The organism is Bradyrhizobium sp. BR 1432 (assembly GCF_051547705.1).
Lineage (GTDB): Bacteria > Pseudomonadota > Alphaproteobacteria > Rhizobiales > Xanthobacteraceae > Bradyrhizobium > Bradyrhizobium zhanjiangense.
The window spans coordinates 439,688-466,437 of the sequence record NZ_JBPUGF010000004.1 but is presented as its reverse complement, the minus strand read 5'-3'; the positions used below and the strand labels follow the sequence as shown (position 1 = coordinate 466,437).

Sequence of the window (26,750 nt, the reverse complement as noted above, 5' to 3'; positions counted from 1 at the left end):
ACGGGTGAATTTCCCGCCGCCACTTTCGACAGGCTCCATCGGGCCATCAGCCTAGCACATTGTCGAGGGCTGCTAAAACTGTTGTCAATTTCTGCTATGGGTCTTGGCCGTGTAAAAACGGCTTCAAAGGGCATCGGTCCGGAAGCTAGGAACCGCGCCTGTCTCAGGCCGCGATCGCAGTGATCAGTGGCTTGGCCCCGACGATGTTCATGACCCGTGTAAGATTATAGGCCAAGACCGAGAGTGCCATCTCGGCCGCTACTTTTGGGAGCGTTTTGGTGAGGAAGTGTGTCGCTCCCATGCGGGCCTTCATCGTGCCGAACGGATGCTCGACCGTCTCCCGACGCTGACGCATGGCTTCTGGGTTTGCGTCAAGGCGCTGCTGCACAGCCTCCAGCAGATGCTCGTGCTCCCAGCGTGTAATTCGCCGCTCTGGTCCTGTCGTGCACTGCGATTTGAGCGAACAACTTTGACAGGCAGTGGTCCAGTAGCGCCGCAGCATCTTGCCGTCTTCTTCGTTTGTGTAGCGATACGGCAATCGCTCCCCAGCCGGACAGCGATAGGCGTCCTCCTCTGGCAAATAGGCAAAGTCCTGCTTACCGAAGCGCCCCTCCGATTTGGCACCCGACGTCAGCGGCTTGGGCAGAGTTACGGTGATGCCGGCCTCGTGGCACGCGAGGATCTCCGGGCTGTTGAAGTAGCCGCGATCGGCTACAGCTTCGAGCGTCTCGGTCTCGAGAACAGCCTTCGCCTGCTTGGCCATATTGGCGAGTTGTGCCCGATCTGAGCCGCTGTTCGTCACCTCGTGCGCTACGATCAGATGGTGCTCGGTGTCGACGGCGACCTGCACGTTGTAGCCAACGGTGCCGGAGCCCCGGCCGCTTGTCGCCATCGAACGGCTGTCGGGATCGGTCAACGAGATTTGCTGATCGGGTGACGCAAGCATCTGCTTCTCGTAGACGGCAAGCTTGCCCATTTCTTCCCTCAGCTTCGTCAGCTTCTCGGTTAGCCTCGTCACCTTGGCGGCCAACGCCTCGCTCGGCTCCTGCCGGTCGGCCGTGTCCAGTTGGCTCAGATAGCGCGCGACGCTCTCCTCCAGCTGCGCGCGCCGCCGCTCCACCTTCGCGCGTGTGAAGTTCTTGTCCCGGTTGTTCACAGCTTTGAACTTGCTGCCATCGATGGCGACGCTCGACGTCGCGAGGAGACCCATTTCACGGCAGAGTTCGACGAAGCGTGCGCATACCTTGCGGAGCGCCAGGCCATTGTCTTTGCGGAAGTCCGCGATCGTCTTGTGATCAGGTGCGAGCCGGCCCAGCAGCCACATGGCCTCGACATCGCGTCCGGCCTCTCGTTCGAGCCGCCGGCTCGACTGCACCCGGTTCAGATAGCCGTAGATGTAAAGCTTCAGGAGAACCGAGGGATGGTATGACGGCCGACCGGTCGCCGCCGGCTTCACCCCCTCGAAGCTTAGCTCGGCCAAATCGAGCGCATCGACAAACACGTCGATCACGCGAACAGGGTTGCTCTCGTCAATGAAATCATCGAGGCACTCGGGCAATAGCGTCGATTGCCCACGATCCGCCTCCGCAACGAAGCGCTTCATCCCACCCCCCGCAAATCGTGCGGGAATCATATCGCGCGAATCACATCAAGCGCAGCGTTTTCACACAGCCAGGGTCATGAGCGGCGGTCACCGCAACCATCGTGCAGCGTCCGGTCGCCGACATTGCGGCGGCTCGTTCGTTGTTCAGCTCAGGGCCAGAAGCGGGCGTGACACGCTGCCGTCAGCGTTGCCAGTGGTGCTTAAAGCCGGAGATCCGTATTGGTCATGTTGGTACGTAAATTTTCGAGCAACTGCACAATTTGTTCTCGGCTCTCCAGCCGCAACTTGGTCCCGGAGAAATCGTTGAACATCCTAGAATGGCCAGCAAAGGAGGATGGTGTCTGCCGAGTCCAATAGGCTTCCGCCCACTTCATCAGTTCCGCGGCGTCATGACTTGTTGCTCCCCGCCGCAGGCCGCGGGCTAGTAGCCCGGCGCGGCAAACGCTCCACGGAAAATCTAGCCAAATGAGAGTGGTAGCTTTGGGAAGGGCCACTTCTGCCAGCCATCCGAATACGCCTTCGATAATCCAGCGCGGCTGGTCGGAAATATCCAAAACCATCTTTCGCGCGACGTCTTCATTTCGCTTTTGGCCATAGCTGCCTTCTTCCCAGTGCAGCAGGTCAAGATCGACCACAGGGATATGGGCTAAATTGGCGACGGCTTCGGCCAACGTGCTCTTACCAGAGCCACTGTTTCCAATAACCACCGTGCGTTCGGTCAGAGGTTCAGTCATTCAAGCCGGCGATGGTTGGTTCTCGTTTCGACGACGTATAACGGGTCAAAGGCTGCCCTGGGAAGCGGGCAGTGCGACGCCCAGAGCGGAGGTCAGCCACGGCCATTTCCGGACTTTTGTGGCGCAATAAATCGCGTTAGGTTCAGAAGCCTGGTCAGTGGTGCCGTGAGCAAGTTATTGCCTCTCTGTTCGGTAGATGGGCAGCCATAATTGTTTTCAGGCGAGTCTCTCGTCAGATCGCCCGTACAGTGCCTCATTACGCAGCGAAGACAAGCCGTCCGAAGAAGGATCGGGATGATGGAGTCATTGCCCAGCCGCACCGCGTTGGCGACGTCGCTTATGAGAGCGCTGCATTCGCGGTCCGACAGCGCATTGGCGAACACTGTTGAGCGCGGCACTGGTGTCGGTTTCGGGGCATGAGCGCCGGTCGGCGGCTCCGCCGGACCACGGCTCAAGTCTTGCGTGCAATCAGTTCGCAAGGGGCAATCACGCCTTTCGAGATACACGTAATCATGTTGCGTATCTGATCTTGCCGTCTCTCGCCCATCGACGTGCGCAAGGCCAGCGGTCCAGCAACGCCAGCGGCAAGCGAACGGGCCAGCTCTCAAGTGCCGCGTTGAAGTTGGTGCAGCGGTGCGACGAGGTAGGTGGCGTCAACCGAGAGGTCGGGCTTGTCTGAACTGGAAAGTGCTCGGCGTGAACCTCCTGGCCACGGCGCGCGCCTTGCCCTCGCATGTTTCCAACGCAATCTTCTGGGCAAGCATGACATCTCCGATCGGCAGCGCGCCGATCGGCATGAAGCACAGCCCCTCCCGCACGCGGCCTCTTTCGTCAATCTCGCACACGTTCACCGACGTCCCGGCGTGGATCCGGTACCGCTTCCCACTTTCGCTTCCGACAACCTCGAAGTAGCCCCTCCTTGCGAACTGCTCCCACTGCGCGGGCGATAGCCAACGCCGCAAGAGCAGCAGCGACCGCCCCTCTGGTGTGCGCTCGGCGCCGTGCCTGATAAAGAGCATTCGCGCCGCTCTCGTGCGAGAGCGGACGCCCGACGCCGACGGCCGAAAGCCGAACATGAGCGGCTAGCCGCCGATCAATCTGGGGAAAAAGAGGGTTTCATCCGCACTGGGGTCGAACGATCGGATCTGCGAGATCTGACCGGGACCCGTCCGGACCGCGGCGGTGAAGCCGGCATTCGTCAGCTCATAGAACCGCTGCTCCGCCTTCGCCACTTCCTGCAGGTCGCGGGGGTTGAAAGGGTGATGGCTGTCGCCGGCGCGGTCCATCACGATCTGAATCGCCATGATCGTCCTCCTCGGATTGATAATGGCCCAAGGGATCCTATCCAGTATCCGACTAACGTGACGAACTTTCAAGACAAGACCACATCAATCCGAAGAGCGATCTGCTGCTGACCGGAGAAGACAACCGAGTTCTGGAAGCGTGCCGTCATCGAAGCGGTCAGCGCGAATGCTGTCGTCGGCCCGCCGTCGGGCCGCGACGGCCGGCTTCCTTCCGGCTGAAGCTGATAAGACAGGTCGAAGAGTATCCCGCAGGGCCCGCGCGCGGCTCGTTCAGCCCTTTGAACGCATGCGGATCATGAATGTTTCATATGAATACTCCGCGATCTGCCACCAGAGATTCTCGTCGTTTCGAAAGTCCACTTGCGAATCGTAGATCTTCTTGAAATCAGGGTTGGATGCGGAGGTTTCCGCATTGACCTCGTTCGAAGCCTTTAGGCACGCTTCCATCACCGCCTGGCTGAACGGACGCAGAAGTGTCCCGTTGGCGACGAGCCGTTTGATGGCCGCCGGATTGCGCGCATCATAGCGCGCCTGAACGTCCATGTTGGCATAGCCGCAGGCCAGAGCGAGGAGCGACTTGTAAGCCTTTGGCAGGGCGTTCCACTTGTCCAGGTTGATGAAGAAATGCAGCGCCGTGCCACCTTCCCACCAGCCCGGATAATAGTAGTACCTCGCGACCTTGTAGAAGCCGAGCTTCTCGTCGTCATAGGGACCGACCCATTCGGTTGCGTCGATCGTGCCTTTTTCCAATGCGGGATAGATGTCGCCGCCTGCGATCTGCTGCGGAACCACGCCGAGCTTTGAAAGGGTCTTGCCCGCCCAACCGCCAATCCGCATCTTCAATCCGCTGAGATCTTCGACGCTGTTGATCTCCTTGCGGAACCAGCCGCCCATCTGAGTGCCGGTATTGCCGCCCGCAATACCGTATATGTTGTACTTCTTGCCGAACTCGTTGAGCATGTCCTGACCGCCGTGATCCTGAAACCATGCATTCTGCTGGCGCGAGTTCAGGCCGAACGGTACCGAGCAATAGAGTGCGAAGGTCGGATCCTTGCCGATGAAATAATAGGCGGCGGTGTGGCACATTTCGACCGTTGCATTGCTTACTGCATCGACAGCCTGCAAGGCAGGCACGATCTCGCCGCCTGCGAAGGGCTGAATTTGAAACTTGTTGTCGGTAGCTTCCGCAACATATTTCGCGATCGTCTCTGATGCACTGAAAGGCACATCCAGCGACTTCGGCCAACTCGTGGTGCAGCGCCACTTTAGTTCAGGCATCGACTGGGCGATGGCTGGCGCAACAACGGCGGCAGACGCGGCGAGGCCGGCGCCTGCCGTACTTAGAAATTGACGACGTTTCATGGCGTTTCCCCCTGTGGATGATTGCGCATTGAATAAAACCGCCGGCCCGCGGCCATTTCGACGGCAGTACTCCTCCGGGGATCAATTTTTCATGCGGGCCTTTCTTGGATGAACCCGGCAGATATCAATTATATCAGACATAGGGATGCGCAGGAGATGCGGACAGCCACCACCTGAAAGTCGAATAGGACCGGATGGATTGGGAAGCGGCCACGCTGCACTGCGGCAATCTTGCGCAGACGAACCCCGCCTGAACCACTAACGGCGCGAAGCGACGCAATAAATGACATCACTTCGGCTTGCGTCGTCAGGCGAGATGGCGAGCGAAGGTCCAGGACCGCTTCGGGTCAAAACCGGCGGTCTGGACCGGTGCAAGCCGCTTCCTGTCTACTCGACGGCCGCCGCTTGGACGCGCATCGAGCTAGGCAGCATCGGGCCAATAAGCCCAATAAGCGAAGTCGGTGTAGAGCTCGATGACCGAAATCAAATCGCCTCTGATGCCCGAGTGAACAGATTGGGCCGCCAGCTTACAGCCTATTCGTTGGGGAGTTGAAGGCGCCTTTGACCGGCCGTCGCTGGATTGTCGGGTGCCGGTGACTCCAGGTCGAAGAGGGAGTAGCTTCGCGCGGAGAAAGCCCCAATGCCGGCGGAACAAGACCGGATCGGGACGCATCCGGCGGACAGCCCCATGGGATAGTGTTCAAAAGTGCGCTGAGTGGTGCCGACCGCGAGCAGACGGTGCGGGTTCAGAACCGTCTGCTGGGCGGTCTTACGCCGGCGTCCTTTGAGCGGCTTCGTCCCTTCCTGCAGCCCGTTGCGCTCAAGCGCAGGGCAATTCTTCAAGACTACCACCACCCCATCGCGCATATCTACTTCATCGAACGCGGCGTCGCCTCGCTGCTGGTGCGAACTCAGCGTGATGGTCCGGTCGGAATCGCCATGGTTGGACGGCTCGGTTTTGTCGGCGTGGCGGCGGCGCTCGGTATGCAGCGCTCACCCAATCGCTGCCTGATGTCGGTCCCCGGTTATGCATTGCGCATCGCGGTGCCGGACCTGCGCAGGGCCGCGCACAGATCCCCGGACATCCAGCAGCAGCTGTTCAGCTATATCCACGCGCTGTTGGTCCAGAATGCCCAGACAACGCTTTGCAGCGCCCGCCACAGCCTGGAGGAACGGCTGAGCCGCTGGCTGCTGCTCGCAGCCGACCGTCTGGACGACCGGATCATCCCCGTGACGCATGACATGCTGTCGGTCATTCTCGGCGTGCGACGCGCCAGCATCACGACGACGCTTGCGGAACTGGAACAATCTGGCGGGCTCATCAGGCAGCGAGGTAGCATCGACGTGTGCGATCACGCGGCCCTCGAGCTGAGAACATGCGAATGCTATCAGATCATAGCGTCGGAATACCGGTACATAAATCGCAGCGGCCTGCACGAGCACCGCATTTCCGCGGACGCCGACCTTATGCGCGCCTGCCTTTGCTGCGTCTGACGCAGCCATCCAAACAGCTTGCTTCCAGCCAGCGCCGCGCGACTTCGTCCGCTGTCAATCTTTGTACGGCAGCGTACCGACTGACCGGCTTTAGTAGAAAGGCCGGTCCGGGCCTCAAAGCTATAGTGACGCCAGCGATAACAAGATCCAGGGCGGAGCTAGACTGATCCCTCATCTGGATGAGCCTTTCTCCAACTGGCGATATCCGCAGGAGGAGTCCAGATGAGCACGGGCAATTTTTTGCGCGTCACGCGACGTCGTTTCCTGACACAAACTGGTCTTATCCTGGCCGCCGCTTCGGTGCCGTCCCTTGCTGCCCCATTCGTCTCCCGTGCGCTTGCCGACACCAAATCCATCTCCATCGTACAGTGGAGCCATTTCGTCCCGGAGTACGACAAGTGGTTCGATACGTTCGCAAAGGACTGGGGCACGAAAAATAACCTCGACGTCACCGTAGACCACATCCCGGTCGCCAACGTCGCCGCGCGCGCGGCCGCCGAAGCCTCGGCTCAGTCAGGTCACGATCTGTTCGGATGGAACGGCGCAGGCGGAGCGCACCTCTACCGCAAATTCCTCGTCGACGTGACAAGCCTCGTCGAGGCAACCGAGAAGAAGTACGGCAAGGTCAGCAGGATCGGCCGCCAGATCGGATACAACCAGGACGATAAGACTTGGTCAGCTTTCCCCGATTTTTACATCAACTTCCCCGCCATGTACCGCAAGAGCATGTGGGACGAGATCGGGATGCAGCCGGACACGTGGGACAACGTGCGTATCGGCGGCGCCAAGCTGAAAGCCAAGGGCCATCCGGTCGGCATTTCGCTCGGACACAGCAACGACCCGAACACGACCTGGCGCGGCCTGCTCTGGAGCTTTGGCGGTGCACTTCAGGACACCGACGGCAAGAACGTCGTGCTCAACAGCAAGGAGACGATCGAAGCCGTCAAGTTCGTCACCGCGCTGTACAAGGAGGCGATGACGTCCGAAGTGCTGTCGTGGGACGACTCCAGCAACAATCGCTATCTCGTTTCGGGCATCGGCTCGCTGATCGTGAACCCGATCTCGGCCTATCGGACGTTCCAGAAGGCGAACAAGAAGGGCGCCGACGACACCTTCGTGATGGCTCCGCCAAGGGGGCCGGTACGCCAGATCATGGGCGGCGCTTCCGAATTCTACGGCATCTGGAAGTTCGCCAAGAACAAGGAAGGCGCAATCGAGTTCCTCAAATACTACGCCGATCATTGGCCGGAGGCGTTCAAGGCGAGCGAAGGCTACAATAACCCCTGCTTCGCCAATCTGGTGCCGAAGCCGATGCCGATCCTCTCGAACGATCCGACTTCGACGCCATCAGACAAATTAGCGGTGCTACAGGAGTCCGAGCAGTGGTCGGCCTCCCCCGGATATCCCGGCCCGTCCTGGCCCGCCGTCGACGAGGTCTATAACAACTTCGTCATCTGCGACATGATGGCAAAGGCGGCGAGCGGTCAGATGTCCGCCGAGGACTCGGTCAAATGGGCGCATCAACAGTCTGATGCCATTTTCAAGAAGTGGCACGAGAAAGCCTGAAGCCGTGTCCGGACGCAGCCCTCCTTTGCGCGCTCCGGCAGCCGGCCACGTTGCAGCTCATTGGCAAACACGATTGGCGCCCTGCCCAGCGATTGGCAGCAGAGCGCCACATGAGCTCCGGGAGGATCGATGGCAGCCGTATTGACCAGGGATATCGTCAAGAAGTTCGGCGAGATTAATGCCGTCAACGGCATCTCGCTGAGGGTGCCGGATGGCGAGTTCATGGTGCTGCTCGGCCCCTCGGGCTGCGGCAAGACGACGTTCCTGCGCATCATCTGCGGCCTCGAGCAACAGACCAGTGGCGATCTCCTGATCGGCGGCAATGTCGTCAACGACATCCCGCCCCGCGCCCGCGGCATTGCGATGATGTTCCAGAGCTACGGCCTTTATCCGCACTACACGGTACGTAATAACATTGCCTTTCCGCTGCGCACGCAGCGCATGCCCTCGCAGGACATCCAAAACAAGGTCGAGTGGGCCTCGCAGTTGCTCGGCATCGGCCATCTTCTCGACCGGCGGCCACGCCAGCTCTCAGGCGGCGAGCGCCAACGTGTGGCGCTTGCGCGCGCGCTCGTTCGCGAACCGACCGCGCTTCTGCTCGACGAGCCATTGTCCAATCTGGATGCCAAACTCCGTACCTCGGCCCGACAGGAGATCAAGAACTTTCAGCAGCGCGTTGGCCTCACCACCATTTACGTGACCCACGACCAGATCGAAGCGATGGGCATGGGCGACCGTATCGCGGTCATCGATCATGGAAGGGTTCGGCAAGTGGGAACGCCAACCGATATCTATGAAGATCCTGCCGACCTTTTTGTCGCAACCTTTGTCGGCGCGCCGCCGATGAACATCGTCACCCGCAATGGCGGCGGCTATCTCGGATTCCGGCCGGAGAATTTCTTGCCCAGGGACATGATTGAAGACGGAGGCGCGACCGAATTTTTGTTTCGCGTCGACCGTTCGGAATATCTCGGGTCCGAGCGCATTGTTTACGGCGTGATGGATGGCTTTGACTCGAAGCAGCCGATCACGGCGAAGTTGCCGCCAGCCCACGTCGCCGAAGGAAGCATTCGGCCCGGAGAGTGGCATCCGTTCGCCGTGAAGAACAGCGCGCTGCGCCATTTCGACGCCAACGGCAATCGTCGCACTCGCCACTGAACCGGGGATTCGCCGATGGCTGTCATCGCGGAGCCTGTTGCAAAGCCAATTTCACGCTTTCGCTTCGTCCTGGACCGGCGCGAGGTGCTTGAAGCGGTCATGGTCGCGCCGGCGATCCTCTACGTCTTGCTATTGGTCGGCCTGCCGCTCCTGCTCGCGGTCTATTACTCGCTCAGCGCCTATACCATCTACAACCCAACCTGGAAGTTCGTCGGTCTGGCGAATTTCGAGCAGATCCTGCAAAATCCGAATTTCCTCGACACGTTGCGCAACACCTTCATCTTTACATTCGGGTCGCAATTGCTCGGCCTCGTGCTCGGAAAGTTCGGCGCCTTCCTGCTGTTGCAGCCCTTCCCCGGCCGCAAGATCGTGCGAGCGCTAATCATCCTGCCTTTTGCGGTACCGGTCGCGCTCGCCACGATCGCCTGGCAGTGGATGTTCGATTCGCTCTACAGCGTGATCAACTGGACCTTGATTGCGGCTGGCATCCTTACTCGCGAAGAGGCGCCGAACTGGCTCGGCAATCCGTATCTTGCGATGCTGTGCATTGTCATTATCAACGCTTGGCGCTTCTTTCCATTTGCCATCGTGATTTTCCTCGCCGGCATCACTGCGGTTCCGCAGGACGTGATCGACGCCGCGACGGTCGATGGTGCAGGCTTTTGGCGCCGCAACTACCAGATCATCCTGCCGATGATCCTGCCGATCATGGCCATCGGCCTGATCTTCGGCATCGTGTTCACGTTCACTGATCTTTCCATCGTCTTCCTGCTGACCCAGGGCGGCCCCGGTGGCGCAACCTCGGTGCTGGGCTTTGAAGGCTTTCAGACCGGTATTGTCTCCGGCGACGTGGCGCACGGCGCCGCGATCTCGCTGTTCATGCTGCCGGTGCTGCTAGTCGTGGTGATCTTCATGCTTCGCTTTATTCGTCGCCGGGAGATTTGACATGTCGGAGCCTCTTGTTCGCTCGCTCCGCGGAACCGGGTTTTTCGTCGGCGTCGCATTCTTCGTTATCCTGGCCGCGTTTCCGTTCTATTGGATGATGATCACGGCGTTCAAGCAGAACAGTGACCTTTACAACGTCACCAACATCCCGTTCTGGTTCAACGAGCCGCCGACGCTGGAGCACATCAAGTACCTGTTCGAGGAAACCCTGTTCGCGCGCTGGCTGTTGAACTCGCTGATCGTCGGCGTCTGCGTTACCGCGATCACCCTGGTCACCGCGGTTCCGGCCGGTTACAGCCTGGCCCGCATGACCAGTCGCAAGGGCGAAGCGCTCGGAATCATGATCTTCCTGACCTACCTGGTGCCGCCGACTTTGTTGTTCCTGCCGCTGTCCCGGATCATCGCCGAACTCGGACTGCAAAACTCGATGTGGTCGCTGGTGCTGGTCTACCCGACCTTCACGATCCCGTTCTGCTCCTGGCTGCTGATGGGGTTCTTCAAGGCGCTCCCGGTCGAGATCGAGGAAGCCGCAATCGTCGACGGCTGCAGCCTGTTTGGCGCCTTCATCAAGATGGCGATCCCGCTGTCGGTTCCGGCGATCCTGACGGTGGTGATCTTTACGTTCACCCTGACCTTGCAGGAATTCGTCTACGCGCTGACCTTCATCTCGTCGTCCGACCAAAAGCCGATCACGCTGGGCGTCTCGACCGACCTGATCCGGGGCGACGTGTTCTTCTGGGGCGAGATCATGGCGGGCGCCTTGATTGCCGCCATCCCCGTAGCCATCGCCTACAATATCTTCCTCGATCGCTTCATCGCCGGCATCACCGGGGGCGCTGTCAAATAGCCATCGTGCTGCTTCTGGCAAGGGGGTGAACCAGGCTCCTGTGCGCCGCCTTCTTGGACCCGCGCCTCGGCCGCCGTACCGGACGCCGCGAGAACACAGAGTCGCATCCACTGTTCGGACATCATCCGACGTTGGCGATGTGTCGGCTCAAAGAGAATGGGCGTTCGGACAGTCTGGCTGCCAAATTACATCGCTTGCGCCCGTGCTACTTTGAGCGTTGAATTCATCGTGATGCTACGGCGCTGCTGAACGAATACATTCGGCCGCAGCGATCACCGTCTGGTGTCTGCACCCCTCGCCGAGGTCAGGAGACGAGCTGCACGGATGAGGCAGCTTCTGCAAGAGGCCGCAGCAGACTGCATGTTGGATGTAGTTCCCGCGATACAATAAGGGAGGCAGAACAATGACAGTCAGTACAAGGCACCTTACCTATGTTGCCGCACTGGCCGCTATGCTTGCACCATCAGCTTGGGCGATCGCGCCGTCAGAGATCAATTCCGCTCGCATCGAGGCGGCCGAGCAGAACCCAGGTGATTGGCTGACCTATCACGGCGGCTATAAATCGTATCACTACAGCGGGCTCGATCAAATCAATGCGGGCAATGTAAAGAATCTCGAAGTCGCCTGGATCCATATGCCCGGACGTTCCACGCGCGGTCTGCAGTCGATGCCGCTCGTTGCTGACGGCGTGCTCTATTATTCGGGGTCCTATAGCCGCGTCTATGCGCTCGACGGGGCAACCGGCAAGATGATCTGGTCGCACTTTCCGGTGCTCGACGAGGAACTCGTCGCGATGCAGACGCACTCACCGTACAACCGCGGTGTCGCGCTCGGCGATGGCAAGGTCTTCGTTGGCACCGTCGACGGGCATCTCCTCGCGCTCGACATGAAAACCGGCAAGGAGGTATGGAACACGCAGCTGGTCGACTCCAAGAAGCTCACGGTCGGCTTCACGGGTGCGCCGCTGGTGGTGAAGGACACCGTCATCATCGGCAGCCAGGGCGGCGAATGGACCTCGCGCGGTCCGCTGTTCGGAGTCGATATCAAGACGGGCAAGAAGAAATGGGAATTCTTCACCGTCGCCGGCACCGAGGACGCCAAGGCCACCTGGGGTAATGAATCCTGGCGCACCGGCGGGGGTGGCGCATGGATGCCCGGCACCTACGATCCTGAAACCAACACCGTCTGGTGGGGAACGGCCAATCCTGCACCGCTTTACGACTGGTCCGGCGCGGACTGGAAGAACAGCGGACCGCGGCCAGGCACAAACCTCTACACAACTTCGGTCATCGCGCTCGATCCCGACACCGGCAAGCTGAAATTCTATCATCAGGAGCTGCCCCATGATGCATGGGATTTCGACTCGGCAGTCGGTGAGTTCGTCATGATCGACCGCGACGGCCGCAAGCTCGTCGTGCATCCGAACAAGGGGGGTTTTGTGTTCGTCTACGACCGCGCCGATGGGAAGGTGCAGAACGTGTGGCGGATCGCGAAGAATATCAATTTCGTCAAGGATATCGATCCGAAAACCGGCGAACTGATCGGCCGGCGCGACTCGACTCTCGGGAAAGCGAGCGAGCCGCTTTGTCCGGCGATTGCCGGCGGCGTCAGCTGGAACTCGGGCGCCTACAGCCCGAAGACAGGCCTGTGGTACAAGCTCGCCCAGGAATGGTGCATGGATGTGGACGTGATAAAGACCACGCCAATCACCGAGCCGATGGCGCAGCTCAATATCGGCGCGAATTTCAAGCTCGTTCCGCCGCCGGACGGAGCGGCGCGCGGTCATCTTGATGCACGTGATCCCGTGACTGGTGCGAAGAAATGGGAGGTCAATTTCGACGAGCCTCCGCTGGCGAACGTGCTTGCGACGGCCGGCAATCTGGTGTTCGTGCCTGACTCGCGTGGTGTGCTGCGCGCTTACAATGCGGAGACCGGACAGGAACTGTGGTCGCATTTTAATGGCGTCGGTCACAATGGCGGCATCATCAGCTACAGCGCCGGCGACAAGCAATACATCGCAGTGCCGGCTGGTTGGGGCGGCATGGTGGCGGACGAGTTCCCGGCCCTTTTCGGCGAACCTTTTACGAGCATGCCGAAGGATGCCGGTGCGCTCGTTGTCTTCACGCTGAAGCAATAAGAATGGTGAGGAGAGCCAGGGTGCAGTCGCCCCCTGCCTCTCCGGTCCGGATGCCAATGTTGAAGTCGATTCTTCTCATCGCCGGCATTGCGTTGTCATTGCCCTTCGGCCTCTCCGCGCAGCAGAGCCAGGCTCCCAAGCAGGATCAATCGGCCCGCGAAACCGATATCGAGGGCGGGACGATGTTCGCGACCTCGTGTGGCTTCTGTCACGAGAACGGCGGCCGCGCCGCCGGCAAAGGGCCGAAGCTCGCGGGTACGGCGCGCAGCGACGATTTTATCGTGGAGCGGATCAAGAAGGGTAAGCCCGGAGCCATGCCCGCCTTCGGAGGCGCCTTTTCGGAGAGCCAGATCATGGCGATCCTGGCCTACATCCGAAGTCTGGAAGAATGAGGCCGGAGATGCGCCAAAGCGTTTTCGTAGGCCTTTTGATCCTGCTCGGAGCCACCGGTGCCAGCGCGCGCTCGCTGGAGGCGATTCGTACACGTGGGGCGCTCACGCTTTGCGCACACCCCAATGCGTTGCCGTTTGCCAGCAAGCGCAATGTCGACCCCGGATTCCAGGTCGAGATCGCCCGTGAACTGGCGAAGCAGTTGAAGGTCGCGCTGGAGCAGCACTGGGTCGTCAACAGCTTTCAGTACCGCCGTGCGGACTGCGACATCATCATGGATGCGATCGCGAACCCGGCGGCGCTGGCGGAGGTGGGATTGCGCATGTCGCGGCCCTATCAGCGCAGCGGGGTCGCGTTGGCCGTCCGGGCCGACTCTGGCGCGGCGTCACTGGCGGATTTGAGGCCTGGTCAGCGCGTTCGGGGTGCAGGTCGGCTCGATCGCCTCCATGACACTCAGCAAGCGAGGCGTCCAAACCTCACCGTTTGTCTTTGAAGATGAAATCATGGACGCGCTTGCCAAGAACGAGATCGACGCCGCGGCAGTTACACCCGCCGCAATTGGTTGGTTCAACCAAGTTCATCCCGATGCGCACGTGCGCCGCATTCCTGCTTTCGAAGACGATCCCGACTTGAACTGGAATGTCGCTGTTGGGATGCTCAGCCCAGACGAGAAGCTCAGGGAAGGACTCGACGCAGCCCTTGAAGCATTGCTCGCCGACGGCACCCTCGCGCGGATCTACGCGCATTACAATGTCGAATTGCGGTCGCCAAAATGAGCAGGGCTCCCGGCGCAAGAACTGGCGGAGCAGCCGGAATTCATTGGATGATGTTCACCATATCTTGACGTTCAACTTCGTCTCAAACAGCCTCGTGCACAAAGGCGTGCCAGCCTTCGGCATCGCACCCCCGGGGATTTTGTTGGCCCGATTGCTCTGGCCTCGGCAGGTCGTCTCTGGGGCATTCGCGTCGGTTTGGCCGGTGCCGACGACTTCCGCCCTCCCCCTATAAACAGACATCGTTACCGCGCGTCGGCTCGTCTCAAACGGGCCATATTGCACTTGCCATTCCCAAGGATGGAAATTCACTGGCTTTCCGCTATTTTGTGTTGAGCCGCAGTTCTGTAGCGGCGATCTCGAAACGAGGTTCGCGATGACCTCCAGGTCCTCGATCAGGCGGCTCGGCGCGCCGCTCGTCGCTTTTTTTCTGACCATCTGGCCGTTGGTCCCTCCGGTACATGCGATTGAGGACGCTGCAAAGGTTGGCGTGGTGTCCTTTGGTCTGTACGGAGATCAAGGCGTGTTTAGATCCGAGGCGACCGGCGCGGCTGAGGTCGTGGCCGGCCGTTTCGAGACTGGACCGATCAACGTGGAGTACAATTCCAAGAAAGGGGGACGTGCAACGATCGAAGCTCTGACCAAGTCGTTGCAGTCGGCCGCCAACCGCTTGGATCCCGAGAAAGATGTTCTCTTCTTGATTCTCACCTCGCATGGCTCTCCTGATGGCCTTGCAATCAAGGCGGGGCGGCTCACAGAAACGCTCACACCATCTCGTCTCCGCGACATGCTCGCGAAGACAGGTGTGCGCCACAAGGTGGTGGTCATCTCGGCTTGTTATTCCGGGGTTTTTATCCCGCGCCTGGCGAGTCGCGATGTGCTGGTCATCACCGCGGCCGATGACAAGCATCCGTCGTTCGGCTGCCAGGACAAGGCCAAGTGGACCTATTTTGGCGACGCTTTTTTCAATGTCGCGCTCCGGAAAGCCGTCAGCCTGAAGGATGCGTTTCTTGATGCGCGCTCACTCGTCCGGAAGCGAGAATTGCGGGAACATTTCGAGCCGTCGAATCCGCTCATGGCGGGCGGTGCAGACGTGCTGCCATTGCTTGTCGGACGCCCTTGAACAACAGGCCGCGAGCGCAACGGCTATTGCTCGCGGGCGCATCGCCGTTTCCGGTCACCCCCGATAAGCAGACTGTTTGGCGGCCCCCTTAGACTTCGCATTCGGGCCGATTCCGTTGAAAAAGGCCGGCAGTATTTCGTTGTAATAGCTCCGTCGCGACGTGGCCGGAACTGCTCTTACTGACCCTATGCGAGCGTCGGGGTGGGCATCGGGATCAGCTTGGCCATCTTTCGAAGGTTTTGGGCGGTGGCTGCGAGGATGAACTCGTCGCGCGCGCCGTTTGGACCTCGTAAACGCAAACGGTCGAGCTTGAGAATGCGCTTGAGGTGCGCGAACAACATCTCGATTTTCTTGCGGAGCCGGCGCGAGGTGCCTCCCTCCCACGATCTCGCGATCTGGCGCGCCATGTCGCGAGCGCCCTCGTAGATCGAGCGGGGCACTCTCCGTGAAGCCTGCTTGGGGCAGCATCGGGGCTTCAATGCGCATCGATCACAATCGCGCTTGCTGGCGAGGTAAAGCATGGTAGCACCATCATTCACCAACGTTCCGGTCGTGGTAAGAATGTTGCCACCGGGGCAACGATAGATGTCCCCAGCATGGTCATAGGTGAAGTCGTCGCGCGAGAAGATCCCGTCTGTGCGGGCCGACTTGTCGAAGACTGTAACGTGCGGCTCGATCCCGTGCTCATAGACCAGCCAGGCGAGCATCTCGGCCGAGCCATAGCCGCTGTCACCGAGCAGCCGGCTCGGATAGAGATCAAACCGCTCCAGCGAGCGCTCAATCATGCGCTTGGCGGCCAATACCTCCGCCTGCCGGATTGCCGTCGTTGCCTCAACATCGACGATGATCGCGTTCTCGATGTCGACCAGATAGTTCGTCGAATAGGCGAAAAACGCTTGGCCGCCGTGCGCCCCCGTCCAGCGCGCCGCCGGATCGGAAGGCGATACGAACTTCGGGGTAACCTCGGTCGCGGCTCCGAAAGCGGCATCATCAAGGCCGGCCAGATACTCATCGATTGCTCGGCTGGCAGCCTCCGGCGGAAGTCCCTTATCGCCTTCGATCCCCTTCTGCCGATTGGCATCGGCCTTGATTAGGCTCGCATCGACTGCAAATCCCTCACCGCCGACCAGTCGTTCCTCGATGCAGCGGCGCAGCACGCTCTCGAACACGCGACGGAAGAGGTCGCTCTGCCGGAAGCGGCCGTGCCTGTTCTTGGAGAATGTCGAATGATCCGGCACCGTCCCGTCCAGACCGAGCCGGCAAAACCACCGGTAGGCCAAATTGAGGTGAACCTCATCGCACAGGCGCCGCTCCGATCGGATGCCGAAGCAGTAACCGATCAGGAGCATCCGGATCATCAACTCGGGATCGATCGAAGGCCGACCGATGCTGCTGTAGAAAGGCGCCAGGTCCCGCCGGACCTGTTCAAGATCGACAAACCTGTCAATCAACCGCAGCAAGTGATCAGTCGGGATATGTCTTTCGAGCGAGAACTCATAGAACAACGCGGTCTGTTCGACTTGCCGATGCCCCATCATGATCTTCAGTCCTGCCAATTAGACAGACTGAATCACTGATATCTCTGCGTCGCAACAGCCGTCTTTTTCAACAGAATCGGCCAATAACGGACTCCGTACCGCCGCATCAAATGGCACATCAATAACCCTCGTCAGCACGTAGCAAGAAGGGCTCGGGAATGGTTAGGCCAGCAGCCCCTCGCACTCGCCGGGCGTCATCGAAGCTGGTGACAGGGAGGTCACCAGTCCTGAGCGAACCGCCGGAATTGGCCAACTGCCGGCGTTAGATGGCCGCCTCGGTCTGCGCGTCGAAAACGTGAAGCCTGGAGGGCCGCATGGCAACGCGCGCCTTATCGCCCACCCTCACCCTCGCGGTCGGCTCGATGCTCGCCACCATGATGCTCTCGCCGACCTTCATATCGAGCAGGATTTCCGAGCCGAGTTGCTCGACCACCTCAATCACAGCATCGAAGCATGGGTGGCCGAGATCAACGCTACCCGCCACGGTGAGGTCCTCCGGCCGCACGCCGAGCATGACCTCGCGTCCGATATGGCCGCGCAGCCGCTGCGCGGTCTCGTCCGGTAGCTTGATGCGCAGGCCGGAGTTCTCGGCGATCAGCGATCCGTTCGCCTCGGTCACCGTAACGGCGGCGAAATTCATGGCCGGGGAGCCGATGAAGCCGGCGACGAACTTGTTGGCGGGCTGATTGTACAGCTCTAGCGGCTCCCCAACCTGCTGCACCACGCCGTCCTTCATGACCACGACCCGGTCACCCAGCGTCATGGCTTCGACCTGATCATGAGTAACGTAAATGGCTGTAGTGCCGAGTCGCAGATGCAACTTCTTCAGCTCAACGCGCATCTGCACCCGCAGCTTGGCATCGAGGTTCGACAGCGGCTCGTCGAACAGGAACACGCGAGGGTGGCGTACGATAGCACGGCCTAACGCCACGCGCTGGCGCTGGCCGCCTGAGAGCTGGCGAGGCCTGCGCTTTAGCAGTTCGCCGATGCCGAGGATGTCAGCCGCCTCCAGCACGCGCTTGTCTATCTCGGACTTTTCGAATTTGCGCATCTTCAGGCCGAACGCCATGTTGTCGTACACGCTCATGTGCGGGTACAGCGCGTAGTTCTGGAACACCATGGCGATGTCGCGGTCCATGGGCGCCAATTCATTGACCACGTTGCCGTCGATGGAAATGTCGCCGGAACTGATCGCTTCAAGGCCGGCGATCATCCTGAGCGTCGTCGTCTTGCCACAGCCGGAGGGGCCGACGAACACCACGAACTCCTTATCGCGGATCTGCAGATTGACGTCTTTGACAGCGTGCACGCTGTCAAAGAACTTGTTGATCCCCTTGAGGACGACCTGGCCCATTCACTTTCACCTGCCTCCTAACGACCTACGCGCAATCTGGATTCGCGCCTTCGAATCCCTATGATCCGTCGTGCTGTCAGCCCTTCACCGATCCGGTCAATCCTGCGACGTAGTGCTCGACGAAAAACGAATAGGCGATAGCAACCGGTATCGATCCAAGCAGGGCCCCAGCCATCAGCGGTCCCCAGTAGAATACATCGCCACGGATCAGCTCCGATGTGACGCCGACCGGCACAGTCTTCTGCTCAGGCGAGGACAGGAAGACAAGCGCATAGATGAACTCGTTCCACGACAGCGTGAAAGCGAAGATGCCGGCCGAGAGGATGCCCGGGATCGCCACCGGGATGACGATGTAGAGCATAGCCTGCCAGCGCGAGGCGCCATCAATGCGCGCGCATTCCTCGAGCTCCTTGGGTACCGCCTTGAAGTAGCCCATCATGAGCCAGGTGCAGAACGGAATAAGAAAGGTCGGATAGGTCAGAATCAGTGACCAAGGCGTGTCACCCAGCCGATAGTTGCGTATGATCTCTGCCAGCGGAATGAACAGCAGCGTTTGCGGTACCAGATAAGTAATGAAGATGCCGGTGCCCAGGCTGCCGGCAAATGGAAAGTTCAGCCGCGACAGAGCATAGCCGGCGAACACGCCGCACACGAGCGAGATAGCGGTTGACGCGAGCGCGATGAACGTCGTGTTCCACAGCCACGATGCGAACAGCGTTTCCTCGAACAAGTACCTGACATGGTCCCAGGTCGGTTTCCAAGTCCAGAACGGATTGTAGTTGATCGAATTCCAAGGCCGGTAAAGCTCGCCGTCCGGCCGCACCGAAGTGATCACCATCCAGTAGAACGGGAACAGCAGGAAAAGCAGGAACAGCGCCATGGGGACGTAGAAGAATATCCACTTTCGCCACCTTGCGCCTTCGATCATGGCTCAGCGGACCTCCACGCGGCGGATGTAGAGAAGTTGGATGATGACGACCAGAAACAGGACCGGAAACATTGCGAGCGATATTGCGGCGCCCTCGCTCAAGAGGCCGGTGCCGATACCAATCTGATAGGCGTAGGTGGCAAACAGGTGCGTTGCGTTGGCTGGTCCGCCGCCCGTCATCACATAGACGATCTGGAAGTCGGCGAACGTCTGAATCACTGAGAACAGCACCACGACCATGGTCACGGGCAGCAGCAGCGGCCAGGTGATGTGCCAGAACCGCTGCCACGGCTTGGCGCCGTCGATGGCAGCGGCCTCGTTGAGTTCGGGACTGATAGTCTGCAAGCCTGCGAGCAGGCTGATGGCAAAGAACGGCACCCCGCGCCAGATGTTGACGATGATAATCGAGATCATGGCGAGGTCGGGATCGCCCAGCCAATTGATCCGACCGGTGATCAAGCCGAAATGGTAGAGGAGCCAATTGAGAACGCTGAACGTCGGGTCGAACATCCACTTCCAGGCGAAAGTCGAGAGCACGGTCGGGATAATGAAAGGCAGCAGGATGAAAGCACGGGTAAAGGCCTTGCCGCGGAAATTACGGTTGAGCAGCATGGCCAGCCACAGCCCGAGCGCCAGCTTGAAGACGGTGGTCACGCCCGTATAGAGGAAGGTGTTGTAAACGGAGGTGCGAAATATTCCGTCATTGAAGATCTTGTAGAAGTTAGCGAGGCCGACGAAGTCGCCGGGCATACCGACGCGCGAGTTGGTGACCGACAGCAATATCCCTCGAATGAAGGGATAGGCAATGAACATGCCGAGCAGCGCGATGGTCGGCACCAGCAGCACGAATGCCAACCAGCGCTCGTCCTCGAGCAACCGCTGTCGCCGCGGAGGGGGCGCCTCGCGGAGCGTGGTGGCGGAAACCGCGCTTATCGCCATGTTCGATCCTCGTCGGCCGGAAGATGCCCTTCCCCCACGAAAACGGGAGAGGGACGGCTTAACCTCAGACGTAGACCTTCTTGAGCTCAGCCTCTGCCCACTTCACGGCATCCTCGGCGGGCATGCCTTGCACGGCCTTTGCGTACATATCAATGATGATGTACTTGGTAACGACCTCGGCTGCCTTGCGCGTAGAGGGGCCTTGGTAGCCAGCGAAGCGCCCTGTGCGCGCCGCTTGCTTGTAGGGCAGCATGATCGGGTCGTCGCCCCACAGCTTGTGCTTTTCCCAATCCGTGGTCGGGCCGACTGAGAAGCCCTTCTGGGAGACGAACCACTTGTCGTAGACGTCCTTGGAGTGAATCCAGCCAAGGAATTTCTTCGCCGCATCCTGGTTCTTCGAATAACCCATCAGGAGGTTCGAGAACGGGACGTGATAGCTGAACTGCCCGCCGGGGCCCTTGGGCAGCGCGGCGTGCAGGATGTCGTCCTTCAATTGCCCGCCTGCTTCCGTCTTGTAGGTATCCGGCTTACGCAGAGCCTCGATGTAGATCGAGGCGCCATTGAGCGTGGCGCTGCACGTCCCGGACAGAAAAGCGCGGTTGTTGTTGGAATCGTCCCAGGCGAGCCCGCCTTCATCGTGGGCGTCCTTCCAGAAGGCCACCATGAACTTTACCGACTCGACTGTCGCTGGGCTATTCAGCACAACCGTCTTGCCGTCTGCTTCGACCTCTTTGCCGCCCCAGGACCACAGATAGGGGTAAGCGAAGGCGGGCGCATCGCCGAACGTGTGACCCAGCGTTTGGCCGATCGGCCGTCCCTTTGCCTTCAGCTTCTTGCCGGCCTCGCGATACTCTTCCCAAGTCTGGGGAAATTTTCCATCCGTGTAGCCGATCTCGGCAAACCAGGACTTTCGGTATGCGATCTGCAGGCCGACGATGCACCACGGCACTGCGATCCATTTTTTTCCGTCATTGGCGACCGCGCGGGATGTTTCGTAGAAGCCGCCCTGGCTCTTGCCGAGTGCCTCAGCGAGATCGCTGACATCCGCGACGCTCTCGCCGTAAAGTTGCCCCCAATTGTTGAGGACACAGACGACGTCCGGGCCTGACCCCGACTGGATAGCCGAGGTGATGCGGGCCTGGATATCGTTGGCGTTGATGGTCTCGATATTGAGCTTTATGCCGAGCGCCTTCTCGCCCTCCTTGGCGATCTCGTTGCGCAGAAGCTGATCTGACGCCGGAACGAAGTCGGTCCAGCGCAGCCAGTGCACCGTGGCGGCTTGCGCATAGGCGGGCGCCCTGCCGGTCGCCAAGATGCCGGCCATGCCGCCCACAACCGCGGCACCGCCCTTGAGGACGTTACGTCGGGTTACCGTCGTCATGCATCCCTCCCTCGGTGTGTCTGAGCTGATGCCCTTCGGCCGGTCTTACGCCGGCTTGGACTCCCTTTCAGCCTATCGCGCCTCCGTGGCTCAACGCATGCCCACGCTGTCGCCTGCGCAATACGTTGGCTCGATGATCTTTTGTAGGTGTTCCACTTGCAGCGCCGTGGTGGCGAGTTCGCCGCGAAACATGGTGAATTCTTCGCAGAGCAGCGGCGCGACCACGTCGTTCCCAATCGTCGCGGCGATACGCCCGGCGGCCCGGATCGTGTCGGCGCTGCAGCATGAACCGCACCGTCATAACGGTCCCTCCCGCGCAGCGACGGTATTGCCGTGGCCAAGCGGGTTTTCCCCGTCTTATATGAAGTTCAGTACCGGAAGCTGGCGTGACGTCATTGTCGCCCGTCGCAGCAGGAAATCAAGTGCTAGCTTTGACGCGCCGGCCATGGTCTCACTTCGGCTCTCTTTGCGGGTTCGCGGCCAATTGACGAGTCTCCTTTGGGGCAATCGCGCCAGGTCGCCGGCGGGTCGAAAGGGCCGCTTCGCACCCTTCATTCCTTTCTTCTGGAGATCTGGTCCTTCACCAAGAGCAAGCCGACGGCAAAGGGCCTGCTGGCGCACCTGTCGCAGCCGAAGGCAATCGAAAGGATGGTGGCCGCAGGCGGAGGCCACGACCTTCGGGCCTTCGAACAACCTGACGACGCTCAAGACCTGGGCCGACGAAGGACCGCCGAAGGGCACGCTCTACCACTACCCGAATCCCTACAACCACCAGATCCTATCGATTGCCGCGCAGCCAACACCGCTCAAGATCGCAGTGCAGATCTATTCCTAGGGCCTCATGACCCAGATGACAGTCCGCCACATGCAGGGCGAGCGGCTGGAGAAGACGCTCGCCTGGGCTGAGGGCGAGGTTGAAGGCTACTTGCGCATGTGAAGTCGCAGGTCACGTCGTTGTCCAACGAGCAGACGTTTGTCGGCCTCGCTTGCAGGTCCCTTCGGTGCAGATAGTGCGTCAATCGAATCGGGCGGTTATCGATGGCCACGGTCGAGAGTCCTGCCGACGTCTCATATGGGGTCAAAATCGGCAGTCTGCACCGATGTGAGCCCCTTCCGGTCTACACCCAACAGCCGACGCTTGGACCGGCATCGAGCTAGGCAGGATCGGGCCACAAGAGGACATCATTCAATTACCTCGTCGGCGCCGGCGAGGAGTGTCGGGGTCATTTCGAGGCTGAGCGCCTTGGCAGCCTTCAGATTGATGACCAACTGGAATTTGTTGGGCCGATAGATCGGGATGTCGCCGGCCTTGGTCCCGTTCAGGATCTGATGCACGTCGATGGCAAGGCGTTGGGCAAGTTCGCCCAGATCCGGCGCATAGCTCATCAGCCCACCTGAATCCACATAGTTGCGAAAGGGATAGATGATCGGAAGATGAAGTTTTCCGGCGAGTTCGGCAATGGAGGCGCGTCGTGAAGGGCCACCCCGCGGTGGCCCTTTTGATCATTTTTGAAGGTTTGCGGCGAAGAACTTGGCTGCTTCGGCCTTCGCTTCCTGATCAGCTTTGGCGTCGTATCTGAGCGGCAAATTGAACTTCTTGCCGAGTTCGGTCGCTTCGGGGTTCGTGAACGCGTGCACAGCGCCGGGATACTCGATGATCCGATAATCGGCCTTCGCTGCGCCGAAATCCTTCTTGAGCGCATCGTACTGCTCGCGCTTCACGAACGGGTCGTCCGCGCCGTTCAGAATGAGGATTTTAGCTTTGACGGTTCCCGGCGCCGGTGCAGGAGTGTTGAGACCAAGCGTTGCGTGAAAGGCCGCAACGGCGGCGAGATCAGCGCCGGCGCGTGCCATGTTCAGCACCACCGCGCCGCCGAAGCAGTAACCGACTGCGCCGATCCGCTGGGGATTGACCGAGCTCTGCTTGGCGAGTTGCTCCCGCGCGGCGTTGAAGCGCGCCTCCATCGCCTTCGGGTCCTTCATCACTGCCCCCGAGAGCGCGCCGGCGTCCTTAGGGTTGTCGGCGGTCTTGCCGTCGCCGTACATGTCCGCAATGAGCGCCGTGTAGCCCTGCTGTGCGAATTTCCGTGCCTCGTTATGGATATGCTTGGTGATGCCCCACCATTCGGGCACCATGACGATGCCGGTCCGCTTGGCCTGGGTCGCGTCGTCGTAGACAACGAAGCCCTTCATCGTGGTCTGACCATCCGTGTAGGTGACCGGTTCTTCCCTGACCGCTGCGTGTGCGCTCGCGACCATTGCGATGGCGCAAAGTGCTCCCACTATGTTCGTTCGCATGCTGACCTCCCGCGGGTTTGGCACAAGACTAACATTGGCATACCAGCGACTCCTGCGCTAGGCTTTGAGACCCGTGCAGGTGCCCTCTGTGGCTGCGCCTAAACTTCAAGTTTCCGGATCTCCAGCTTGAGGCGGAGCGCGCCGACATTGCGGTTGGTCGCTGGATGACGCAAAGGCGCGTTGCGCGGTCCGCCCAACCGGGCGCTGTGTCCCAGCGCGGAAGTAGGCACTGGTCCGACCGGGGGCGATATGCTTTGATGGGTTGGGGCGAGTGGCGCGTGGTGGCCTCATGTACATGGTCATTCGCAAGTACACCAAGGTTCGTTCGGTCGCGGACGCCGCCCGCCGCGCCAAGAGCGGCGTCGGCGAGATCCTAAGGCAATCGCACGGCTTCAGATCTTACCATGTGCTGGATGCCGGCGACGGTGTCGGTATCGCCGTGATGATATTTGACGACCGCGAAAGCGCCAATGCGGCGAACGCCAAGATACTGGCGTTTGTTCAAGCCAGTCTGCATGACCTCGATCTTGGAGTTCCCGAAATCGCTGCCGGTGAGGTTTTGGTGAACATCGAGCCTAATGGGTCCTCGGGCATCAAGTAGCCGCAAACCGCACCAGTTGCGTGGCGGGTGCCGTCCCTTGCTCATGTCGTCGACCTGATGTCCCCGTCGCGTTTGCGGCGATCACGCCCTGGGCATCTGCATGTCGTCGACCAGGAATATGCGACTGCACGCGCTTTTCGAGGAGCAGCAACGACATGAAGCTACACACACCCGAAACATTTTTCACCGCAGCGATCGACTGGATACCGCTCGTGCTTATGGGCACCGCGATGCCGCCACGAGATCCCGATGAAGACGAGGAGGAGGAAGACGACGAAGAGGACGATGACGGTGACGAACCGGCGGTCGTGCGCGAGCCGGACGAAGACTAGGCTAGCGCGTGCTCGACAGTCGGCGCTATAATATCTGCCATGGGCTGGGATGCGAAAGACATAGCGCTCCTCACTAGGCTCTGGTCCGCAGGACAGAGCGCAGCGCAGATCGCGCGCCGTCTCGGGTGCAGTCGTAACGCGGTCTGCGGCATGCTGACTCGTCAGGGCCTGAAGCGCGGCCACAAGCCGCCCACGGCGAGACCCAAGATAAGGCCGCCCCCGAAGCTGAGGCCGACGTCATCGGCAGCTTGCGTCCGTCCGGTCGCAAAGAAGGTGTCGCGGAACACAGCGGAGAGGCGGCAGCCCAAGGAATTCAGCAAGCAGCAGCTTTACGCCATGCTGGCTGAGGCGGTCAGAAACACCGGCTAAGAGCTCACCACGAACGTCGTTGCGCTTCCGTCACTGCCTGGCTCGGCTCGACGGGTTTGGCTGTCGCTTCCCAAGCCTTCGTCTGCTTTCAACTCAGATGGCAGCTCCGGCCAGCAAGAAAGCGCCGCCAAGCGCGACCATCACGAGCCCGGGCCAGTTCGATTTGATGCCGAAGCCGCTACCTGGCCTTTCAGGTTCCAGCGTGTCACGCCCGGAGCGAAGCCACTTTCCACCGCTAAATCGGCCTCGCCAGATGGGCTGAAACGCCATTTGGAGTATGCCGACGAAAACGAGGAGCACACCAAGCCATATGAGAGTCATGCTCACCTCCTCTACCTGCGAACGCCGATAGGTTGCTGCGCCGAGAACCGTGGTCCATTCAGCGCCTGCCCGCTGCTCTCGGAATCAGACCGACCTTGGAAGCCGCCGGACGCACCAGCGCGCCGCACGCAGGCTGGGGATCGCACTCACCGAAACTCAGGTGACGTCTAAGCGTCCTGCTTAGTCCTCGTCCGGCTCGCGCACGACCGGCGGTTCGTCGGTTTGGTTCTCTTCATCGTCCTGCTCTTCCTCCTCATCCTCTTCGTCGTCATCAGGATCTCGGGGCGGCATCGTGTCGGGCATGATCGCGAAGACGTGCCGGTCGATCTCGGCCGGAACCAGCTCGGGGAGTAGGGTCATGGTGTTGCTCCTCGGATGTGACCCTGGGGCACTCTACCCCTTTTCGGCGGGCCAGGCACGAAATTGGCGGCCGGCGCGGACGGTTGCGGAAGTGAAGGAGGAGGACGTGCATTGCCTCTGGATGGCATGGAAGGCGATCTGTTCCGCGAGACCAGCGCGAGGTGCTGCGCCGGTCGGGTGCAGCCAGATGCAGGGCGGGCTGTTCAGCCCCGGCGACCCGGTCCTCCGGGTTTGATCCAGCGCAAGATTCTAAATCGCTTTCAGGATAGCTTTGATCATTCAATGGTTCGTTGGAGGCAACAATGATCATTGAACGTCTATCCCAAGAACACCGCAATATTGAGACGCTGCTCGCCGTGCTTGAGCACGAGCTTGAGATTTTCGATCGCGGCGACCACCCCGACTATGAGGTTATTCGCGCAATCATCAGCTACTTCGAACTCTATCCCGAGATTTACCATCATCCCCTGGAGGAGCTGGTCCTTGCCAAGCTAGAGCTTCGGGATCCGGCTGCGGCGGCAAGCGTCGGCAACCTGAGACTTGAGCACCAAAAGGGGACCGATCGATTGCGCCGCGTTGCTCGGGCGATCGACGGTGTCCTGTCGGATCGGGAAATCCTTCGGCAAAACGTGGACAATATCGTTCGCGACTTCATAGAGAGCGAGCGGCGTCACATCATGATTGAAGACCGCGATTTCTTTCCTGCCGCTCTCAAGGCTCTAAAGCCTGCAGATTGGAGCGAAATCGCTTCGACCTCAATCGATCATGAGTATCCGCTGTTTAGCGAGGCTGCCGAAGAGACCTTCGGCGCGCTGCGACAGCGCATCTTGCAGATGGAGCACGAGTTTGAAGTCGGACGACGTTAGAAAGCGCTCCACTGGCAGCGCCGTCAA

The 26,750-nt window shown here is 60.2% G+C and carries 29 protein-coding genes and 1 pseudogene; 15 read left to right on the top strand and 15 right to left on the bottom strand.

What is annotated here, in order from left to right; all coding sequences use genetic code 11:
* Nucleotides 1–163: 163 nt before the first annotated feature.
* The 5 genes from ACSKB8_RS43115 to ACSKB8_RS43095 all read right to left on the bottom strand — a co-directional run bounded on the left by ACSKB8_RS43115 (nucleotide 164) and on the right by ACSKB8_RS43095 (nucleotide 5,003).
* The gene (locus tag ACSKB8_RS43115; RefSeq protein WP_438111501.1) at nucleotides 164–1,603 is read right to left on the bottom strand and encodes an IS1182 family transposase; all 1,440 of its coding nucleotides are present in this window, start codon (nucleotides 1,601–1,603) and stop codon (nucleotides 164–166) included.
* Nucleotides 1,604–1,803: 200 nt separating this feature from the next.
* The gene (locus ACSKB8_RS43110) at nucleotides 1,804–2,274 is read right to left on the bottom strand and encodes an AAA family ATPase (RefSeq protein ID WP_438111499.1); all 471 of its coding nucleotides are present in this window, start codon (nucleotides 2,272–2,274) and stop codon (nucleotides 1,804–1,806) included.
* A 716-nt stretch (nucleotides 2,275–2,990) separates the two neighbouring features.
* Complete coding sequence (locus ACSKB8_RS43105; protein ID WP_128935601.1) at nucleotides 2,991–3,413, bottom strand: hypothetical protein; 423 nt, start codon at nucleotides 3,411–3,413, stop codon at nucleotides 2,991–2,993.
* Nucleotides 3,414–3,419: 6 nt separating this feature from the next.
* On the bottom strand, nucleotides 3,420–3,641 hold the full coding sequence (locus ACSKB8_RS43100) for a hypothetical protein (protein WP_370990418.1): 222 nt from the start codon (nucleotides 3,639–3,641) through the stop codon (nucleotides 3,420–3,422).
* Between the two features lie 270 nt (nucleotides 3,642–3,911).
* Nucleotides 3,912–5,003: a TRAP transporter substrate-binding protein gene (locus ACSKB8_RS43095; RefSeq protein ID WP_249761741.1), complete on the bottom strand. Its 1,092-nt coding sequence runs from the start codon at nucleotides 5,001–5,003 to the stop codon at nucleotides 3,912–3,914.
* A 696-nt stretch (nucleotides 5,004–5,699) separates the two neighbouring features.
* Here ACSKB8_RS43095 and ACSKB8_RS43090 point away from each other — a divergent pair.
* The 10 genes from ACSKB8_RS43090 (at nucleotide 5,700) to ACSKB8_RS43045 (ending at nucleotide 15,436) form a co-directional block, all read left to right on the top strand.
* Complete coding sequence (locus tag ACSKB8_RS43090) at nucleotides 5,700–6,497, top strand: Crp/Fnr family transcriptional regulator (RefSeq protein ID WP_438111498.1); 798 nt, start codon at nucleotides 5,700–5,702, stop codon at nucleotides 6,495–6,497.
* A 222-nt stretch (nucleotides 6,498–6,719) separates the two neighbouring features.
* Entirely contained in the window at nucleotides 6,720–8,063 is a 1,344-nt protein-coding gene (locus tag ACSKB8_RS43085) for an ABC transporter substrate-binding protein (RefSeq protein WP_438111496.1), read from the top strand.
* Between the two features lie 129 nt (nucleotides 8,064–8,192).
* Nucleotides 8,193–9,221 (top strand): ABC transporter ATP-binding protein, encoded by a 1,029-nt coding sequence (locus ACSKB8_RS43080; RefSeq protein ID WP_091894279.1) that lies wholly within the window; start codon nucleotides 8,193–8,195, stop codon nucleotides 9,219–9,221.
* A gap of 15 nt (nucleotides 9,222–9,236) precedes the next feature.
* Nucleotides 9,237–10,166 (top strand): carbohydrate ABC transporter permease, encoded by a 930-nt coding sequence (locus ACSKB8_RS43075; RefSeq protein WP_091894281.1) that lies wholly within the window; start codon nucleotides 9,237–9,239, stop codon nucleotides 10,164–10,166.
* Between the two features lies 1 nt (nucleotide 10,167).
* Nucleotides 10,168–11,013, top strand: a complete 846-nt coding sequence (locus tag ACSKB8_RS43070) for a carbohydrate ABC transporter permease (RefSeq protein ID WP_438111494.1) — start codon at nucleotides 10,168–10,170, stop codon at nucleotides 11,011–11,013.
* Nucleotides 11,014–11,464: 451 nt separating this feature from the next.
* Nucleotides 11,465–13,150: a pyrroloquinoline quinone-dependent dehydrogenase gene (locus ACSKB8_RS43065; RefSeq protein ID WP_438111792.1), complete on the top strand. Its 1,686-nt coding sequence runs from the start codon at nucleotides 11,465–11,467 to the stop codon at nucleotides 13,148–13,150.
* Between the two features lie 98 nt (nucleotides 13,151–13,248).
* Complete coding sequence (locus ACSKB8_RS43060) at nucleotides 13,249–13,542, top strand: c-type cytochrome (RefSeq protein ID WP_438111492.1); 294 nt, start codon at nucleotides 13,249–13,251, stop codon at nucleotides 13,540–13,542.
* An 8-nt stretch (nucleotides 13,543–13,550) separates the two neighbouring features.
* Entirely contained in the window at nucleotides 13,551–14,033 is a 483-nt protein-coding gene (locus ACSKB8_RS43055; RefSeq protein ID WP_438111490.1) for a hypothetical protein, read from the top strand.
* Nucleotides 14,034–14,043: 10 nt separating this feature from the next.
* The gene (locus tag ACSKB8_RS43050) at nucleotides 14,044–14,316 is read left to right on the top strand and encodes a hypothetical protein (RefSeq protein ID WP_438111488.1); all 273 of its coding nucleotides are present in this window, start codon (nucleotides 14,044–14,046) and stop codon (nucleotides 14,314–14,316) included.
* Nucleotides 14,317–14,689: 373 nt separating this feature from the next.
* Nucleotides 14,690–15,436 (top strand): C13 family peptidase, encoded by a 747-nt coding sequence (locus ACSKB8_RS43045; RefSeq protein WP_438111486.1) that lies wholly within the window; start codon nucleotides 14,690–14,692, stop codon nucleotides 15,434–15,436.
* Between the two features lie 185 nt (nucleotides 15,437–15,621).
* Here ACSKB8_RS43045 and ACSKB8_RS43040 read toward each other — a convergent pair whose 3' ends face one another.
* The 6 genes from ACSKB8_RS43040 to ACSKB8_RS43015 all read right to left on the bottom strand — a co-directional run bounded on the left by ACSKB8_RS43040 (nucleotide 15,622) and on the right by ACSKB8_RS43015 (nucleotide 21,801).
* Nucleotides 15,622–16,974 carry a transposase gene (locus tag ACSKB8_RS43040; protein WP_091880269.1) on the bottom strand — a complete coding sequence of 451 codons (1,353 nt, stop codon included), beginning with the start codon at nucleotides 16,972–16,974 and terminating at the stop codon, nucleotides 15,622–15,624.
* Nucleotides 16,975–17,236: 262 nt separating this feature from the next.
* Complete coding sequence (locus ACSKB8_RS43035; protein WP_438111484.1) at nucleotides 17,237–18,328, bottom strand: ABC transporter ATP-binding protein; 1,092 nt, start codon at nucleotides 18,326–18,328, stop codon at nucleotides 17,237–17,239.
* A gap of 76 nt (nucleotides 18,329–18,404) precedes the next feature.
* Nucleotides 18,405–19,256, bottom strand: a complete 852-nt coding sequence (locus tag ACSKB8_RS43030; RefSeq protein WP_370991009.1) for a carbohydrate ABC transporter permease — start codon at nucleotides 19,254–19,256, stop codon at nucleotides 18,405–18,407.
* Between the two features lie 3 nt (nucleotides 19,257–19,259).
* Complete coding sequence (locus ACSKB8_RS43025) at nucleotides 19,260–20,195, bottom strand: carbohydrate ABC transporter permease (RefSeq protein WP_128938047.1); 936 nt, start codon at nucleotides 20,193–20,195, stop codon at nucleotides 19,260–19,262.
* Between the two features lie 64 nt (nucleotides 20,196–20,259).
* Complete coding sequence (locus tag ACSKB8_RS43020) at nucleotides 20,260–21,576, bottom strand: ABC transporter substrate-binding protein (RefSeq protein ID WP_438111482.1); 1,317 nt, start codon at nucleotides 21,574–21,576, stop codon at nucleotides 20,260–20,262.
* Between the two features lie 90 nt (nucleotides 21,577–21,666).
* On the bottom strand, nucleotides 21,667–21,801 hold the full coding sequence (locus ACSKB8_RS43015; RefSeq protein WP_370991007.1) for a hypothetical protein: 135 nt from the start codon (nucleotides 21,799–21,801) through the stop codon (nucleotides 21,667–21,669).
* Between the two features lie 295 nt (nucleotides 21,802–22,096).
* Here ACSKB8_RS43015 and ACSKB8_RS43010 point away from each other — a divergent pair.
* A pseudogene (locus tag ACSKB8_RS43010) lies at nucleotides 22,097–22,513 on the top strand (ABC transporter substrate-binding protein); the annotation flags it as partial.
* A gap of 245 nt (nucleotides 22,514–22,758) precedes the next feature.
* On the opposite strand, the gene ACSKB8_RS43005 reads toward ACSKB8_RS43010, so the two are convergent.
* The gene (locus ACSKB8_RS43005; RefSeq protein ID WP_438111791.1) at nucleotides 22,759–23,037 is read right to left on the bottom strand and encodes an ABC transporter substrate binding protein; all 279 of its coding nucleotides are present in this window, start codon (nucleotides 23,035–23,037) and stop codon (nucleotides 22,759–22,761) included.
* 42 nt (nucleotides 23,038–23,079) lie between these two features.
* A complete protein-coding gene (locus ACSKB8_RS43000; protein ID WP_438111480.1) occupies nucleotides 23,080–23,874 on the bottom strand; it encodes a dienelactone hydrolase family protein in 795 nt (264 codons plus the stop codon).
* A gap of 289 nt (nucleotides 23,875–24,163) precedes the next feature.
* On the opposite strand from ACSKB8_RS43000, the gene ACSKB8_RS42995 reads away from it, so the two are divergent.
* The 3 genes from ACSKB8_RS42995 to ACSKB8_RS42985 all read left to right on the top strand — a co-directional run bounded on the left by ACSKB8_RS42995 (nucleotide 24,164) and on the right by ACSKB8_RS42985 (nucleotide 25,176).
* Nucleotides 24,164–24,475 (top strand): hypothetical protein, encoded by a 312-nt coding sequence (locus ACSKB8_RS42995; protein ID WP_370991012.1) that lies wholly within the window; start codon nucleotides 24,164–24,166, stop codon nucleotides 24,473–24,475.
* Nucleotides 24,476–24,630: 155 nt separating this feature from the next.
* Complete coding sequence (locus ACSKB8_RS42990; protein WP_438111478.1) at nucleotides 24,631–24,807, top strand: hypothetical protein; 177 nt, start codon at nucleotides 24,631–24,633, stop codon at nucleotides 24,805–24,807.
* Nucleotides 24,808–24,846: 39 nt separating this feature from the next.
* Nucleotides 24,847–25,176 (top strand): GcrA family cell cycle regulator, encoded by a 330-nt coding sequence (locus tag ACSKB8_RS42985; protein ID WP_438111476.1) that lies wholly within the window; start codon nucleotides 24,847–24,849, stop codon nucleotides 25,174–25,176.
* A 93-nt stretch (nucleotides 25,177–25,269) separates the two neighbouring features.
* Here ACSKB8_RS42985 and ACSKB8_RS42980 read toward each other — a convergent pair whose 3' ends face one another.
* Both ACSKB8_RS42980 and ACSKB8_RS42975 read right to left on the bottom strand, forming a co-directional pair.
* Complete coding sequence (locus ACSKB8_RS42980; protein WP_438111474.1) at nucleotides 25,270–25,497, bottom strand: hypothetical protein; 228 nt, start codon at nucleotides 25,495–25,497, stop codon at nucleotides 25,270–25,272.
* Between the two features lie 180 nt (nucleotides 25,498–25,677).
* Nucleotides 25,678–25,857: a hypothetical protein gene (locus tag ACSKB8_RS42975; RefSeq protein WP_438111806.1), complete on the bottom strand. Its 180-nt coding sequence runs from the start codon at nucleotides 25,855–25,857 to the stop codon at nucleotides 25,678–25,680.
* 302 nt (nucleotides 25,858–26,159) lie between these two features.
* Here ACSKB8_RS42975 and ACSKB8_RS42970 point away from each other — a divergent pair, with 302 nt between their 5' ends.
* Nucleotides 26,160–26,723: a hemerythrin domain-containing protein gene (locus ACSKB8_RS42970; protein WP_438111472.1), complete on the top strand. Its 564-nt coding sequence runs from the start codon at nucleotides 26,160–26,162 to the stop codon at nucleotides 26,721–26,723.
* Nucleotides 26,724–26,750: the final 27 nt, after the last annotated feature.